Below are 15,088 nucleotides of genomic sequence, written 5' to 3' on the forward strand. Positions count from 1 at the left end.
GTTCATATGCCTTATTTTAATATGTCTTTAAATACTTTAAATACACAGAAATTTCACAAACAAAACGCCTCTGTATACTATTGACATTAAAAAATAGAAGTATTAATATTTATGCAACTTGCGTTAAATCACACATAGCTGACGATCAGATATCGCATATCATAAATCAAGTTCCTGATTTTGTGCATCTGAGGATTCTGTCAGCATTTCAAACCGAAACAAGGAGGAAATAGAATGATCAAAACATTGCTTGGTCAGGTGGGCGAGTACAAGAAGGACTCAATACTCACACCTGTATTTACGGCGGCAGAGGTCTTTATGGAGATCCTCATTCCATTTGTGACCGCCAAAATAATTGACGAAGGAATCAACGGACAGGACATGAGCAAGGTGTATATGTATGGCGGACTCATGCTTGTGTTGGCTTTCCTGAGCCTTTTCTTTGGAGTGATGGCGGGCAAATTCGCTGCCAGCGCATCGACAGGATTTGCCTGCAACCTGAGGGAGGGCATGTACAGGAATGTGCAGGAGTTTTCATTTACCAACATTGACAAATTCAGCACCGCAAGTCTTATAACACGAATGACAACTGATGTGACAAATGTACAGAACGCGTACCAGATGCTCATACGAATCGCAGTCCGTGCGCCACTCATGCTCATTTGCAGTATGATAATGTGCTTTACAATCAACGTGGAGCTGTCACTTGTATTTGTGGCAGCACTTGTGGTTCTTGCATTTGGATTGTTCTTCATCATATTCAAGGTAACACCTATATTTGACGAGGTATTCAGGAACTATGACAACCTGAATGCCAGTGTTCAGGAAAATGTATCAGCGATAAGAGTTGTAAAGGCATTTGTCAGGGAAGAATATGAGGATAAGAAGTTTGGGAAGGCAGCAGAGGTTCTTGCGGAACTGTCCATAAAGGCTGAGAGTCTGCTGGCTTTCAACAATCCTATCATGATGTTTGTCATCTTTACATGTATGATGCTCCTGTCGTGGATCGGAGCACACTTCATAGTCAGTGGTAGCATGACAACTGGAAATCTTACATCACTTTTCAGCTATGTCATGAGCATGATGATGTCGCTGATGATGCTGTCCATGGTATTTGTCATGATCTCCATGAGTATGGCAAGTATGAGACGAATATCTGAGGTCCTTGAGGAGACACCTACCATGACCAATCCTGATGAGCCGATCATGGAGGTCCCTGATGGAAGAATAGATTTTAACCATGTTGATTTTGTATATAAGGCAGGAAGTGCAGAGGACACGCTGAAGGATATTGACATTCACATAAAGTCTGGAGAGACAGTTGGTGTGATAGGTGGAACCGGCTGCGGTAAGTCGACATTTGTCAATCTGATAAGCAGACTTTACGATGTGAAACCGGACGGTGGTTCGGTCTGGGTCGGAGGACATGACGTGCGTGATTACGATATGGAGGTCATCCGAAATGAAGTGGCGGTTGTGCTCCAGAAGAATGTGCTGTTTTCGGGTACGATACTTGATAATCTGAGATGGGGCAAGGCGGATGCCACGGAGAATGAGTGCCGTGAGGTGTGCGAGCTTGCCTGTGCGGATGAGTTCATAGACAGGATGCCGGATGGATATAACACCTGGATCGAGCAGGGCGGAAGCAATGTGTCCGGCGGTCAGAAGCAGAGACTCTGCATTGCCAGAGCGCTGCTCAAGAGCCCGAAGGTACTCATTCTCGATGATTCCACAAGCGCAGTTGACACCGCCACGGATGCGAAGATCAGACAGGCATTTGCAACCAAGATACCGAACACCACCAAGATCATCATATCCCAGAGAATATCAAGTGTGCAGGATGCTGACAGGATCATAGTTCTGGATAACGGAATGGTCAGCGGCTTCGACACACATGAGAATCTGTTAAAGAACAACACGATATATAAGGAGATCTACGACGTACAGATGTCTGGCGGCGGTGATTTCGATGAGAAGATGAATTAATTATGGAGGAAAGGAGGCAGTGTAATGACAGGAAATACAGAGAAATACAGTGAAAATAAGATGGATGATAAAGTGGATGCAGGGCTGAAGAGACCTGGAAAGGATCAGGGCAAAAATCCCATGAAGGCACTTGGAAGATTGCTCAGATATGTCCTCAAGGAATACAAGCTGGCATGCGTTACAGTTGTGGTCAGCATACTTATATCAGCACTTGCAATACTGAGTATATCGATGTTCATGCAGAAACTTATCGATGTATATATTGAACCGATGATGAAACAGAGCACGCCTGATTATGGACCTCTCGCCCACAGGATGCTGGGGCTTGGTCTTATACTTGTGCTGGGAATCATTTGCGCATACGCGTACAACAGGATCATGGTAAATGTGACTCAGGGAACCATGAAGAGGCTCAGAGTTCAGCTCTTTGAGAGAATGGAATCCCTTCCGATATCTTTCTTTGACACACATGCACATGGAGATATCATGTCGGTGTACACCAATGATGTTGACACACTCCGTCAGGTCATAAGCCAGAGTATGCCGCAGCTTATCAACTCAAGCATCACATTTATCTCAACACTCATTGCTATGATAGTTCTTGATATACCGCTCACGGTTCTGTCGGTTGTCATGGTACTAATCATGATAAAGGCGACATCAAGCTTGGGCGCGAAGTCGGGAAGATACTTTATGAAGCAGCAGCAGGATCTTGGTAAGGTCAACGGCTATATAGAGGAAATGATGAGCGGCCAGAAGGTTGTCAAGGTGTTCTGCCACGAAGAAAAGGCATATGACGATTTCTGCAAATTGAACAGATCTCTTCAGGACAGCGCCTACAAGGCAAATATGATAGCCAACATTACCATGCCGGTGAATGCGAACCTTGGAAACATAAGCTATGTTCTCTGCGCTGTACTTGGAGGTGTACTTGCAGTAAATGGATGGTCAGGTCTTACCATAGGAACGCTTGTGGCATTCCTGACGCTTAACAAGAGTTTTACGATGCCGGTTACACAGATAAGCCAGCAGATCAACGCCATAGTCATGGCTGCAGCCGGAGCCGACAGGGTATTTACCATGACGGATGAGAAGCCAGAGGAGGACGAGGGCTATGTTGAGCTGGTAAATGCAAAGAAGGATGCAGATGGCAATCTCACGGAGACCGAGGAGAGAACTGGACTCTGGGCATGGAGACATAGGCATGAGACTGGCGAGGTCACATACAGGGAGCTCACAGGCGAGGTTGAATTTGAGAATGTTGACTTCGGTTACAATCCGGATAAGATTGTTCTTCACGACATCAATATGTATGCAAAGCCCGGGCAGAAGATAGCATTTGTCGGAAGTACAGGTGCGGGCAAGACGACCATAACCAATCTGATAAACAGGTTTTATGATATACAGGACGGCAAGATAAGGTATGACAATATCAACATAGGCAAGATCAGAAAGCCGGATCTCAGACGAAGCCTTGGAATAGTGCTTCAGGATACACATCTGTTCACAGGAACAGTCATGGACAACATAAGATATGGCAAGCTGGATGCCACGGATGAGGAGTGCATCAAGGCTGCAAAGCTTGCAAATGCTCACGATTTCATAAAGCGACTTCCTGACGGCTACAACACGGTGCTCACCGGGGACGGTTCAAACCTCAGTCAGGGACAGAGACAGCTCCTTGCGATTGCAAGGGCAGCGGTTGCGGATCCACCGGCATTGATCCTTGATGAGGCTACATCATCCATCGATACGAGAACTGAGGCCATGGTATCAAGGGGAATGGATGCCCTCATGGAGGGAAGAACGTCATTTGTCATAGCTCACCGACTTTCCACGGTTAAGGACGCGGACTGCATCATGGTCATGGAGCAGGGACGTATCATAGAGAGAGGCACCCACGATCAGCTCATTGACATGAAGGGCAGATATTATCAGCTGTACACTGGCAAGAAGGCCGTGGCTGGGCAGGCGTAAGCACTTGAATTGTGTATAAAAAACTGAAAATTACTTGCAATATAAAAGTTTATGTGCTATTATAGGGGCAATTAATGGTAGTCGCAGTTAAGCTCAACGAGATGAAAGTTTCGTTGGGCTTTTTATTTTAAGGAGGAAATTATTATGCCACAAAACAAATTACAGGAATTTGTATTCACAACAATCATGGCCATGTTCATGGTCTATGGAATGATCTGCTACAATGTAGCATTAAGCACAGGAGGTTTCACCAATCAGACATTTGTCATGGCACTTCATGAGATGCCGATCATGTGGCCGATAGCTATTGTGCTTGAGCTTTTCGTGGTTGGAAAGCTTGCACCAATGCTTGCGTTCAAGATCGTGAGACCGACTGACAGACCACAGGTGATAACCTTCATGATATCATTCTACATCTGCATAATGATGTGTCCAACCATGGGCCTTATAGCAACTGTTTTGTTCAAGGATTCACCAAGTGTTGGTACATTTATCCAGACATGGGGAATGAATCTCCCTGTTGCACTGCTCTGGCAGCTCTGCTATTGCGGACCGCTTGTGAGATTGATATTTAGAACTATATTTAAGAGACAGCTTGCGGGTTCTGGCTGTGTAGAGCCATCAAAAGAACCTCAGCCAGAGTCATAATTCTCCGTTTTGGAGAGTTTTGCCTAAAGTATAGACAAAGGCTGGGCGAGGTGTTACAATCCGTTCAAAGCATAGGTTTCAAGTCGAAGGTTTCTATGAGTCCGAACGTAAGAAACGGACCATTCCAACGTATCTATAATTTGCGAATTTCTCATGCTTTTATATCACATTTTTCATAAGAGCAGGAATAATATTCTGGCTGATTTTTTGAAGAAGAATAAGGCGGAGATTTTGCGTATGAATATATTTGAATATGATCAGGAAAAGCATATGAGGCAGACATATGAAGAAACGAGGGGCTGTGTATGAGTGAGGAATACATAACGCTGGATGGATTGTGTCAGCAGCTTTCAATATCGAGGGCAACGGGGCGGAACTGGCTCAGACTTGGGAAAATTGAATCACAGGGCATAGATACGGCCGGTCAGATGTATTTCACAGAGGAGTACGTAAGTAATCTGAAACAGTCACTGGAAACTGGCGAACGAAGGTCGCTCAGAAGCCGGCGGAATAAGCGGTATGTGTCCGGCAAAGGATTGTATGACAGATATGTGTCAGACATTTGCGAGAGTACAGACACAGTAAAAAGTCTGGTGGATAAGCTGGAGAGGCAGAATATATGTGTGACTGAGATGGTCATGAGAACTCTGCTGGCGGATTGTGCACTCAAGCTGCTGGTAAGCAGTGGTGAGATTACTGTTGACAGAGAAATATTCCCTGCATATATAGATGGAAGCTTGACAATTGGTGTATGGAGTGCGCTGATCGATGATATAATTCAGGACAAAAAAGCAGCATTATCATGGGCAAATAATAACAAAAATCTTATGGACACCAATTACTATTATCAAAAGGGGGAGGACGTACTTGGACTTCTCTATATGTCTATAAGAGATGCAGGCAGCCGGAAGGCGGCTGGTTCATATTATACGCCGACAAAGGTAGTAAGAACGCTGATAAGTGATGTGACCGGTGATATGGGAAGCAGAATATCTGAGGGCGGTAAGCGATTATTCGATCCATGTTGCGGAACCGGTAATTTCCTTATACAGCTTCCGGATGATATAGAACTAAATAATATATATGCGTGCGATATAGATGAACTCAGTGTACAGCTTGCGAGGTTCAATCTGGCACTTGGGAGATTGTCCGGAAGAAGACATGTCAATGTGGACGAAGCGATCTGGACAATATATGAGCACATAGAGCGCAGAGACTTCATTTCAGAATACAGGAATGATTCAGAATGTGGTGGGGATGATAAGAAGCTCTTGGCTGATCCGGGATATGACATCATCATCGGTAACCCGCCGTGGGGATATACATTTGACAGGGAGACACGGACATTACTCAGGAAAGCATACAGAACTGCAGCCGGAAGGGGCGTGGAGTCGTCTGATGTGTTCGTGGAGTGTGCGCTGAAGCTGTTGACAGATGAAGGAGTTCTTGCATTTGTGCTGCCGGAGGCATTGTTAGATGTACATAATCATAAGACGATCAGGGAGATCATAGCCGAATCGGCAAATGTGAGCCGGGTGAGTTTCCTTGGCGATGCATTCTATGGTGTGCAATGTCCATCGTTGGTGCTGCAGCTTGAAAAGAGTTCTGATCCTGGACATAGCAAAGGTGCGGTGATCGAGAGAGACGGCAGAGAGTTTGTTGTAGGAACGGACAGGCCGCTTGGCAGTGAGAATTTTATGCTTAGGCTCACTGATGATGAGTACAGGCTGCTTTGCAGAATAGAAAATACAGATAACTGTGAATTTCTGCGTGGACAGGCAGATTTTGCACTGGGAATAGTGACCGGGGATAATGCGAAATATGTGTCCACAGAATGCGGAGAGGGAATGGAGGCAGTGATAACCGGAGCAGATGTATACAGATACAGATGCGGAAAAACGGAAAAATATATGTATCCGGAACTTACCCTGTATCAGCAGGCGGCGCCGCTGGAGCTTTACCGGGCTCCGGAGAAACTGATCTACAGGTTTATCAACAGACAGCTTGTATTTGCATATGACGACAGGCAGAGGCTTACGTTGAACAGTTGCAATGTGGTCATTCCACATATACCGGGACTTGATATGAGATATATCATGGCGATACTCAATTCAAGGGTGGCGCAGTACATATATGAGAAGCGGTACAACGCAGTGAAGGTTCTGAGATCCCATATAGAGAATATTCCTGTTCCAGTCGCAGACGAGGAGACACAGAGACGCATAATCTCAAAGGCAGAAGAGCTTATGGCAGAAGAACTTATCACAGAAAGTTCTGTGAATTCAGAAATGCAGACGTACAAGACAGGTAAAGACCATTTGCAGCGATACAGGTTGTATGAAGAGATAGATGACATTGTTAGGAAGCTGTACTCAGTTACCGATGAAGAGTACGAGTTCATAAAGCAGTCTTTATCCGGTGACAAATATATGTTATAAAAATAATATACTTTAATTGATCAGGAAGAGGAAGAGACTATGAATAATATACTGCTTATAAACGATATGGCTGGTTATGGCAAGGTTGCACTGTCAGCGATGATACCGATAATGTCCAACATGAAATTCCAGGTGTACAACCTTCCGACGGCACTCGTGTCAAATACACTGGACTACGGGAAGTTCGATATACTTGAGACGACCGGATATATGAAGAACAGCATGAGAGTGTGGGGTGAGCTTGGATTTACATTTGACACCATAGCAACCGGATTTCTTGTATCGGAGGAACAGACCAGGCTTGTGGCTGAGTTCTGTGAGAAGAAGAAAGACCAGGGTGCGTTTATATTTGTCGATCCGATCATGGGCGATGACGGAATCCTGTACAACGGTGTTACGGAGAATACGGTTGGCTATATGAGACAGATGTGCAAAGTGGCGGATCTCATAGTGCCAAACTGCACAGAAGCAGCATTTCTTGCCAGCAAATACACTGACAAGAGGATACTGACCATGGCGGAGGCCGAAGATCTGGCACATACGCTTCACGGATATGGAGCAAAGACCGTAGTTATTACCAGCGTGAATATAGATGGACAGACAAGCACTCTCCTGTTGGATGGCGAGACAGACAAAATGAACGTGTTCCCATATACAGAGATTCCTGTGAGATTTCCGGGAACCGGTGATATATTCTCTGCTGTGCTTATCGGAAAGTACAGAGGCGGACACAGCATAGAAGACAGTGTGCAGTTAGCCATGAAAGTGGTGGAGAAGCTTATAGCCTTGAACAAGGACAATGTTGACAAGTACAAGGGAATCCCTCTTGAACAGTACATAGAGGTGATAACGGAATGAGCAGACCGCAGATCAAGATAACACTCATAGACCGCAAAGGCCCTCACGGCTGCCACAGGGGGCATAAGATAGGTGACAGCTACGATTTTGATACTGAGCGAGGGCAGCTCTGTCCCATGGCCATGCATGTGGCATTTCCATATGTGGATATTCTTAGATATGGTGGAACCATCCCGGGAAATGAGCCGGGAACTGCAATGTTCTGTTGTCCTGATGTGGACACGATCAATGTGTTCAGGATAGAGGTTGTCCAGCCTGAGCAGGATAAGAATTGACAAATAAACGGCAAAGAGACAGCTAAAGAAGCGGTGTATCGGAAGAAAAAAACTCCCTTATATAATATAATACATGGTAAGTAAGACAGATGTATTTATCAAGTATGGGAGGTGGCACATATGGCAGGATGCAGAGCGCATTACAATATATATGCATGGATAATTGCTGTGGTTATGTGCGTCTCATATCTTGGAGTTTGTGGGCTTTACAACCCGAATGTCAGGAATTATTCTGCGCATTCGGTATCATTGCTTGGTGAGAGTCGGGGAATAGACGCCGGGAACAACGATGTGCTCATGGTTGACAGTTCTGCGGGGCTTGTGATCCAGACAAGAAACATACGGACTGGAAATTCAGAAGAATCCATAGACGATACATGGATGCTGTCGGCGGTTCTTGCGGCATTGCTGTTGAGTCTGATATTCTGTGTATGTGCATCTGCAGGCAGATATCCCGAGATGACAAACAGCCGCAGATGGATACTCCTGGAATATATACATAGGTCAGACGGGAAGAAACGCACCTTCATTGGGAATTAAATGTAATAGAGATTACCAGTGAAGGAGAGATAATTATGGCAATGGATATATTGGCTTATACATTTGGGGTTATAGCACTTGTAGCAGCAATCAAATGCTTTGTGGATGAAAACTGGGGTGAGAAGATGCACCGTGAATCAGAGGATATCACGGCTCCAGATGCAAAAGACATGACTCAGGATAAGAAGGCAGCTTAGATGATAAGCAGTTTAACCAGACAATAAAATAGAGAGAGAATTATTGATCCCACAGATATTATTATGGATATCTGTGGGATCATTTTTATTTTTTCATCCGGTTAAGCTCCGGTATTACGGTTAACAGCATTGTGAAAAAGCATGCGCTTCCTCCGAGTATATTTGATATAGGTTCAGCCATGAATACGCCATTTGTTCCGAGATGGAAAGCATACGGCAGCAGGTATGTAAGAGGGACTACGATGATCGCCTTTCTGAGCAGAGAGAAGAAAATCGCCTGCTTTTTCTTGTTCAGCGATTTGAAAGTAGTCTGGCCGATATACTGAAGCAGCATAAATGCAAATGCAGCGAAATATATTTTGAGAGCCGGGATGGAGTCACTTATAAGTGAACTGTCGGAGCTGAATACAGATATAAGTGCTCCCGGAGCAATCAGGATGATTCCCCATGCTATGACCATATATATCACTGCAAGCAGAGACATGATGGCTATGGATTTTTTGACATGATCGGGCTTTCTGGCTCCATAATTGTAGCTGATGACTGGGGAAGCACCTTCGGCTATTGACCAGATAGGAGTTTCGACGATCTGTCTGACGCTTGACACGATGGTCATGACTGACACATAGACATCGCCTCCGGTACGTGACAGGACACTGTTACAGCATATTGATACAAGGCTGTTTGTGAGCTGCATCACAAATCCAGCGGTTCCCAGACTGACAATATCCTTTGCATATGTCACACACTCCCTGAATTGTCCCAATGAAAGCAGCTTTACCTGCAATTCGGCTTTGTTCTTCAGAAAGTAGAGGACAAAAGCGGCAGACATGATCTGCGATATCACGGTGGCTATGGCCGCACCTCTGACGCCGAGATGTAGGACAAATATAAATACGGGATCGAGAATACAGTTGGCGGCAGCACCGACGGCCACTGTCAGCATACCTGTTACAGAATATCCCTGTGCATTGATGAATGGGTTCATGCCTGTTGATACCATGGATGGCAGAGTGCCAAGCAGATATATCATCATATATGGGTACGCATATGTGAGTGCGCTTTTCGATGCTCCGAACAGGACCAACAGCGGTCTTGCAAATATCATACCGACAGCCATGAGAATAATGGCAGCACCACATAACATAGTGAAGGCTGTATTCATTATGGTATCTGCGGTTTTATCATCCCCCATCCCTCTTCTGATTGAGAACAGAGGGGAACCGCCACTGCCAAACAGATTGCTGAAGGCAGTGATTATGATGGTGATCGGGAAACAGAGACCGACTCCGCCGAGAGCAGCGGTGCCCACATCAGGTATTCTTGCTATGTAGATCCGGTCGATCACGTTGTACAGAAGACTTATGAGCTGAGCCACTAGCATAGGCATGGCCACACCGAGTATATTTTGAGTTATCTTTCCATTTTCAAAGTTTACTCTTTTCATAGATTTCATTCCTTACAAAATGTATTGAATAGTTTACTTTCATATAATAGAACTGCAGTTAAAAATAATCAATAGACGTATATGGGGGTGTGTTATAGATATGAAACTACCTTCTCAATCATATTTTGTTTAAAGTGATTAAAAAATAATTAATATTTAACTAAATTAAGTTTGACTATTAGGTAGAGCTTAACTAATATGAAAACAGAAATGTATAATGTATATAGAACAAATGGAATGACAGGAGACAATATTATGAAGATCAAGCCAAATGATGTTATGATCAGGTATACAGGACGTATTGACTGGACAGATGCGGAGAAGCCGGTGTGGGTATATCCTTGTACATCTGCGGAGATGAAATTTACGGGCAATACTCTTAAGATAAAGGTGTCCAACAGGAATAACTACTGGGACAATTATCTTGGATGTATAATCGACCAGTCGCAGAGAAGTTATCTTTTAAATAAAGAGGGAATTACAGAACTTGATATAGTTGTTCCGGATAACGATACAAATGAACATTGTGTACTGTTCTTCAAGAGACAGGATGCATGCCATGAGGTAACAATACTTGAGTATGAGATTGGAGATGGGGAGAGACTTCTTCCTTTGAAACCGCTGTCAGGCAGGCGAATAGAGGTGTATGGAGACTCGGTGTCAGCGGGCGAGGTATCGGAGGCTGTCGACTGCGTTGGAAAGGAAGACCCAGTACACAATGGCGGTTATTCAAACAGCTGGTATTCGTATGCGTGGATTACTGCAAGAAAGCTGAAAGCACAGATTCATGACATAGCCCAGGGAGGGATAGCTCTCATGGACAGGATAGGATGGTTCCAAGAGCCGAATCAGATTGGCATGGAAAGTGTGTGGGATAAGGTTCACTACAACCCTACATTTGGTCCGGTGACACAGTGGGATTTCTCCCAGTACACACCTCAGGTTGTTATAGTTGCTATAGGGCAGAATGACAACCATCCGTATGATTTTATGAAAAATGACTATAACGGCAGGCAGGCGGAAACGTGGCGTGACCACTACATGAAATTTCTGGGAAAACTCAGGAAGACATATCCGGATGCACACATAATCTGCTGTACCACACTTCTCTGCCACGACTGTTCATGGGACAAGGCTATAGGTGAAGTGGTTGACAATATGAATGATAAAATGATAACTCATTACGTATATGGAAGAAACGGATTCGGCACGCCAGGACATTTGAGGATACCAGAGGCGTGTGAGATGGCAACGGAGCTGGCCGAATATATAGAAGGTCTCGAAATTGAGGGGTGGAATTAAATTATATCCTAACTTAGAGGTAATATAGGATTATTAATGAGCTGATGATCAAATGGGGAGGTTAAACCATGGAAAATTATGATCTTGAAAGAATAAAATCAGTTATACAGCGCGCCCAGAGTGGACAGGAACTTACAATAGGGTTCCTTGGCGGTTCGATAACGCAGGGAAGTTTGGCGACGGAGCATGAAAATACTTATGCATACAGGGTATACAAGTGGTGGTGTGATACATTTCCACAGGCAAAGTTCAATTATGTGAATGGCGGAATAGGCGGCACAGACTCATACTATGGTGTGTCCAGAGCTGTGACTGATGTGCTCATGTACCAGCCGGACTTTGTGGTTGTGGATTTCAGTGTAAATGATGTGGATAACATATACTGTGAAGAGACCTTTGAAGGTGTGCTGAGAAAATTGCTTTGCTGGTCATCAAGACCGGCGGTGGTGGTGCTCAATAACGTTTTCTACGACACGGGTGTAAGCACCCAGGATATTCACAACAGACTTGCAGATCACTATGGAGTGCCACATGTGAGCGTGCACGACACCATATACAGGCGGATGAAGGCGGGAGAATATAACAGGATCGACATAACCCCGGATGGACTTCATCCAAATGATAAGGGACATGGTCTGGTAGCCGGTGAGATAACAAAGTTTCTTGAGAGAATTATGGATGATCTCATACAAGATGAGAATTTGACTGATGACTCAAATACGGATGCCGCAGATGCTGGCGCGGACACAGAGAATGATATCCAGGACGAATCAGCCTGCTCATGTGTACTTCCGGCACCTGTGACCGCAAATGCTTATGAGTATGCAAAGAGGCTTACCATACGCGAGATATGTCCTAAGCTTTCAGGGTTCAGGGCTGATACTCATGAGAAGATGGGACACCTTGATCATTTCAAGAATGGATGGATCGGAGAAAATGCCGGTGATAGCATAATATTTGAACTTGAGGGCAACTGCATAGGAATACAGTACAGAAAGACCATATCAAGACCTGCTGTCAGGGCTCAGGCTGTGCTTGATGGAGATGTCGAGCATCCGGTTTTATTGGATGGCAATTTTGATGAGGACTGGGGTGACTGTCTGTATATAGAGCCTGTGCTTCATCATGGTGAGAAGAAGAAACACACACTTGAGATAACGGTTCTTGATGATGAGAGTGTGGGTACAACACCATTCTATCTTATGTCCATAATAGTTGCATGATAAGTATGCGATTAAGAGAATGACAATGTTCAGATTGGCATAGATATTTGAAGAATTAAATTAAAATAAATAATATTGTGTATTGCAATATTGGGGATAGAGGACTATTATTAGCTCAGATGTACAAAGAGGTACTGCAGAATCTTGCAGTGCCTCTATTTTTTTATGATGGATTTTATATCCGTACAGATTTTTGAGGAGGATGATATTATGACACCGATGAACAATGCAGATTATCTTATCAGATTGCAGCACGCAGATGAACTTGACGCTATGAAGGCAGCAAAAAAGGCAAGCGGACTCACATATGAGGCGCTGGCAGAGAAAATAGGTGTGAATAAAGTATGGCTCGCATCAGCATTTGAGGGACAGCAGTATGTGCCTGAAGAATATTGCGATAAGCTTGCAGAAGCACTGGGAATAGATAAGTCAGCCACGGCATTTCTCGCAGAGCACCCATATAAAGGCAACACGGATCCTATTCTCTACAGACTTCATGAGGTCATTGATACATATGGCCCTGCCATCAAGGACATAATCCATGAGCAGGGCGGAAATGCCATCATGAGTGCCATCGATTTTGGCCTTGACGTGGATGTGACTGAGGATGCCGAGGGCAACCACAGAGTCATCATCAAGTTTGACGGAAAACTCCTGCCATATGCCAAGAAAGGACAGTATCCTTGGTAGAGTTGATGTGTTGACATTACAATTGTTGTAAGGTTTAATATCATGTGGGGACGGAGGTAACGGACGCCCTCCGTCCACATCAACATGAAAGACGAGGCCATACAAATCAATGGAAAAGAACCTTACGACCGGCAGTGTGCCAAAGACGATGGCGTACTTTGCACTGCCTTATCTATTATCTTATTTTCTACAGACTCTATACGGGATGGCGGATCTGTTCATCATAGGGCAGTTCTGTGGCAATGATGCCGGAGCCACCACAGCGGTGGCAAATGGCTCCCAGGTCATGCACATGCTCACGGTTATTCTGGTGGGACTTGCCATGGGAACAACTGTTGTCATAGGAAAAGCAGTGGGGGCGAAGAAGCTTCAGGATGCACAGGCGGCCATAGGAAATACAGTCACCATCTTCATGATAATATCAGTATTGCTTACAGTAATGCTGCTCATTTTTATAAATCCAATAGTTGCAGTTATGGATACCCCGGAGGAGGCTGTCAAAGGAATCACGGATTATCTGATAGTATGCTTCATAGGAATTCCATTTATAACAGCATACAACGTGATAAGTTCCATATTCAGGGGACTTGGCGATTCTAAGAGTCCTATGTACTTCATCGCGGTTGCATGCGGCCTTAATATTGCACTTGATTATATATTTATAGGTGTCTGTGGCATGGGACCTCTTGGCGCTGCCCTTGGAACGACGCTGGCACAGACCTTTAGCGTTATAATATCATTTGTGGCGATAAAGAGAATGAACACAGGGCTGAGACTTACGAAAAATGATTTTGTTCCGAGAAGATCTGTGCTCGGAGAGATCGTAAAGATAGGTCTTCCGGTGGCTGTTCAGGACGGCTGTATACAGATAGCATTCATCATCATAACCGTCATTGCGAATAAACGTGGTGTAAATGACGCGGCGGCAGTGGGTGTTGTGGAGAAGATGATAAGCTTTATCTTCATAGTTCCATCGTCAATGCTCGCCACAGTGTCGGCGCTTGCCGCCCAGAATATAGGAGCGGGAAAGCACGACAGGGCGGAGCAGGTCCTGAGATACGCACTGGGGATCATAGTGGCTTATGGAGTCATTGCAATAGCTGTTGTTGAACTGTTTGCACCTGAGCTCGTGGGACTTTTCAGCAAGAACAAGGTGGTTGTGACCATGGGTGTCCAGTATATAAGCAGCTATATCGTGGACTGCGTATTTGCAGGAATCCACTTCAGCTTCACCGGATATTTCTGTGCATACGGCAAATCCTACATAGGCTTCATACACAACATGATAGCCATAGTATGTGCAAGGATTCCGGGATCTTACATTGCATCTATCATGTATCCTGACACATTGTTCCCGATGGGATTTGCGGCACCGGCTGGATCATTTATATCCATAGTGATATGCGTGGGAGCATTTGTGTGGATGAAGAGGCGCGGTACGCTGTATAAGGCCAACTTATAAGAGATATGTATTTGGTGATAGGAATGTTTATTGTGCGTTCATTTC

The 15,088-nt window shown here is 44.7% G+C and carries 13 protein-coding genes; 12 read left to right on the top strand and 1 reads right to left on the bottom strand.

Annotated elements, in window-relative coordinates; genetic code table 11:
- Positions 1-234 precede the first annotated feature (234 nt).
- The 8 genes from OCV54_RS05230 to OCV54_RS05265 all read left to right on the top strand — a co-directional run bounded on the left by OCV54_RS05230 (position 235) and on the right by OCV54_RS05265 (position 8,919).
- Positions 235-1,986, top strand: coding sequence for an ABC transporter ATP-binding protein (locus tag OCV54_RS05230; RefSeq protein WP_055222939.1), 1,752 nt, complete (start codon positions 235-237; stop codon positions 1,984-1,986).
- Between the two features lie 60 nt (positions 1,987-2,046).
- Positions 2,047-3,963: an ABC transporter ATP-binding protein gene (locus tag OCV54_RS05235; protein WP_201309366.1), complete on the top strand. Its 1,917-nt coding sequence runs from the start codon at positions 2,047-2,049 to the stop codon at positions 3,961-3,963.
- 144 nt (positions 3,964-4,107) lie between these two features.
- Complete coding sequence (locus OCV54_RS05240; protein ID WP_055222940.1) at positions 4,108-4,611, top strand: DUF2798 domain-containing protein; 504 nt, start codon at positions 4,108-4,110, stop codon at positions 4,609-4,611.
- Between the two features lie 305 nt (positions 4,612-4,916).
- Positions 4,917-7,049 carry a TaqI-like C-terminal specificity domain-containing protein gene (locus OCV54_RS05245; RefSeq protein ID WP_055222942.1) on the top strand — a complete coding sequence of 711 codons (2,133 nt, stop codon included), beginning with the start codon at positions 4,917-4,919 and terminating at the stop codon, positions 7,047-7,049.
- A 39-nt stretch (positions 7,050-7,088) separates the two neighbouring features.
- The gene (locus OCV54_RS05250; RefSeq protein WP_055147575.1) at positions 7,089-7,907 is read left to right on the top strand and encodes a pyridoxamine kinase; all 819 of its coding nucleotides are present in this window, start codon (positions 7,089-7,091) and stop codon (positions 7,905-7,907) included.
- Entirely contained in the window at positions 7,904-8,182 is a 279-nt protein-coding gene (locus OCV54_RS05255) for a TIGR04076 family protein (RefSeq protein ID WP_055222944.1), read from the top strand. The genes OCV54_RS05250 and OCV54_RS05255 overlap by 4 nt, the downstream gene beginning before the upstream one ends.
- Positions 8,183-8,302: 120 nt before the next feature.
- The gene (locus OCV54_RS05260) at positions 8,303-8,722 is read left to right on the top strand and encodes a hypothetical protein (protein ID WP_055147572.1); all 420 of its coding nucleotides are present in this window, start codon (positions 8,303-8,305) and stop codon (positions 8,720-8,722) included.
- A 35-nt stretch (positions 8,723-8,757) separates the two neighbouring features.
- Positions 8,758-8,919 (top strand): hypothetical protein, encoded by a 162-nt coding sequence (locus tag OCV54_RS05265; RefSeq protein ID WP_022216273.1) that lies wholly within the window; start codon positions 8,758-8,760, stop codon positions 8,917-8,919.
- An 85-nt stretch (positions 8,920-9,004) separates the two neighbouring features.
- On the opposite strand, the gene OCV54_RS05270 is transcribed toward OCV54_RS05265, so the two are convergent.
- Entirely contained in the window at positions 9,005-10,366 is a 1,362-nt protein-coding gene (locus OCV54_RS05270; RefSeq protein ID WP_055222946.1) for an MATE family efflux transporter, read from the bottom strand.
- Between the two features lie 255 nt (positions 10,367-10,621).
- On the opposite strand from OCV54_RS05270, the gene OCV54_RS05275 reads away from it, so the two are divergent.
- The 4 genes from OCV54_RS05275 (at position 10,622) to OCV54_RS05290 (ending at position 15,043) form a co-directional block, all read left to right on the top strand.
- Positions 10,622-11,668, top strand: a complete 1,047-nt coding sequence (locus OCV54_RS05275) for an SGNH/GDSL hydrolase family protein (protein ID WP_055222948.1) — start codon at positions 10,622-10,624, stop codon at positions 11,666-11,668.
- 68 nt (positions 11,669-11,736) lie between these two features.
- Positions 11,737-12,891, top strand: a complete 1,155-nt coding sequence (locus tag OCV54_RS05280) for an SGNH/GDSL hydrolase family protein (RefSeq protein WP_055222950.1) — start codon at positions 11,737-11,739, stop codon at positions 12,889-12,891.
- Positions 12,892-13,101: 210 nt separating this feature from the next.
- The gene (locus tag OCV54_RS05285) at positions 13,102-13,581 is read left to right on the top strand and encodes a cyanase (RefSeq protein ID WP_015533612.1); all 480 of its coding nucleotides are present in this window, start codon (positions 13,102-13,104) and stop codon (positions 13,579-13,581) included.
- 109 nt (positions 13,582-13,690) lie between these two features.
- Positions 13,691-15,043: an MATE family efflux transporter gene (locus tag OCV54_RS05290; RefSeq protein WP_055222952.1), complete on the top strand. Its 1,353-nt coding sequence runs from the start codon at positions 13,691-13,693 to the stop codon at positions 15,041-15,043.
- Positions 15,044-15,088 lie beyond the last annotated feature (45 nt).

It is taken from the genome of Coprococcus aceti (assembly GCF_025567285.1).
GTDB classification, from domain to species: domain Bacteria; phylum Bacillota; class Clostridia; order Lachnospirales; family Lachnospiraceae; genus Coprococcus; species Coprococcus aceti.

Coding starts and splice junctions, on each gene's coding strand:
- OCV54_RS05290 (WP_055222952.1), top strand. CDS start 13,691: ATGGAAAAGAACCTTACGACCGGCAGTGTGCCAAAGACGATGGCGTAC.
- OCV54_RS05235 (WP_201309366.1), top strand. CDS start 2,047: ATGGATGATAAAGTGGATGCAGGGCTGAAGAGACCTGGAAAGGATCAG.
- OCV54_RS05230 (WP_055222939.1), top strand. CDS start 235: ATGATCAAAACATTGCTTGGTCAGGTGGGCGAGTACAAGAAGGACTCA.
- OCV54_RS05260 (WP_055147572.1), top strand. CDS start 8,303: ATGGCAGGATGCAGAGCGCATTACAATATATATGCATGGATAATTGCT.
- OCV54_RS05275 (WP_055222948.1), top strand. CDS start 10,622: ATGAAGATCAAGCCAAATGATGTTATGATCAGGTATACAGGACGTATT.
- OCV54_RS05240 (WP_055222940.1), top strand. CDS start 4,108: ATGCCACAAAACAAATTACAGGAATTTGTATTCACAACAATCATGGCC.
- OCV54_RS05255 (WP_055222944.1), top strand. CDS start 7,904: ATGAGCAGACCGCAGATCAAGATAACACTCATAGACCGCAAAGGCCCT.
- OCV54_RS05285 (WP_015533612.1), top strand. CDS start 13,102: ATGACACCGATGAACAATGCAGATTATCTTATCAGATTGCAGCACGCA.
- OCV54_RS05280 (WP_055222950.1), top strand. CDS start 11,737: ATGGAAAATTATGATCTTGAAAGAATAAAATCAGTTATACAGCGCGCC.
- OCV54_RS05250 (WP_055147575.1), top strand. CDS start 7,089: ATGAATAATATACTGCTTATAAACGATATGGCTGGTTATGGCAAGGTT.
- OCV54_RS05265 (WP_022216273.1), top strand. CDS start 8,758: ATGGCAATGGATATATTGGCTTATACATTTGGGGTTATAGCACTTGTA.
- OCV54_RS05245 (WP_055222942.1), top strand. CDS start 4,917: ATGAGTGAGGAATACATAACGCTGGATGGATTGTGTCAGCAGCTTTCA.
- OCV54_RS05270 (WP_055222946.1), bottom strand. CDS start 10,366: ATGAAAAGAGTAAACTTTGAAAATGGAAAGATAACTCAAAATATACTC.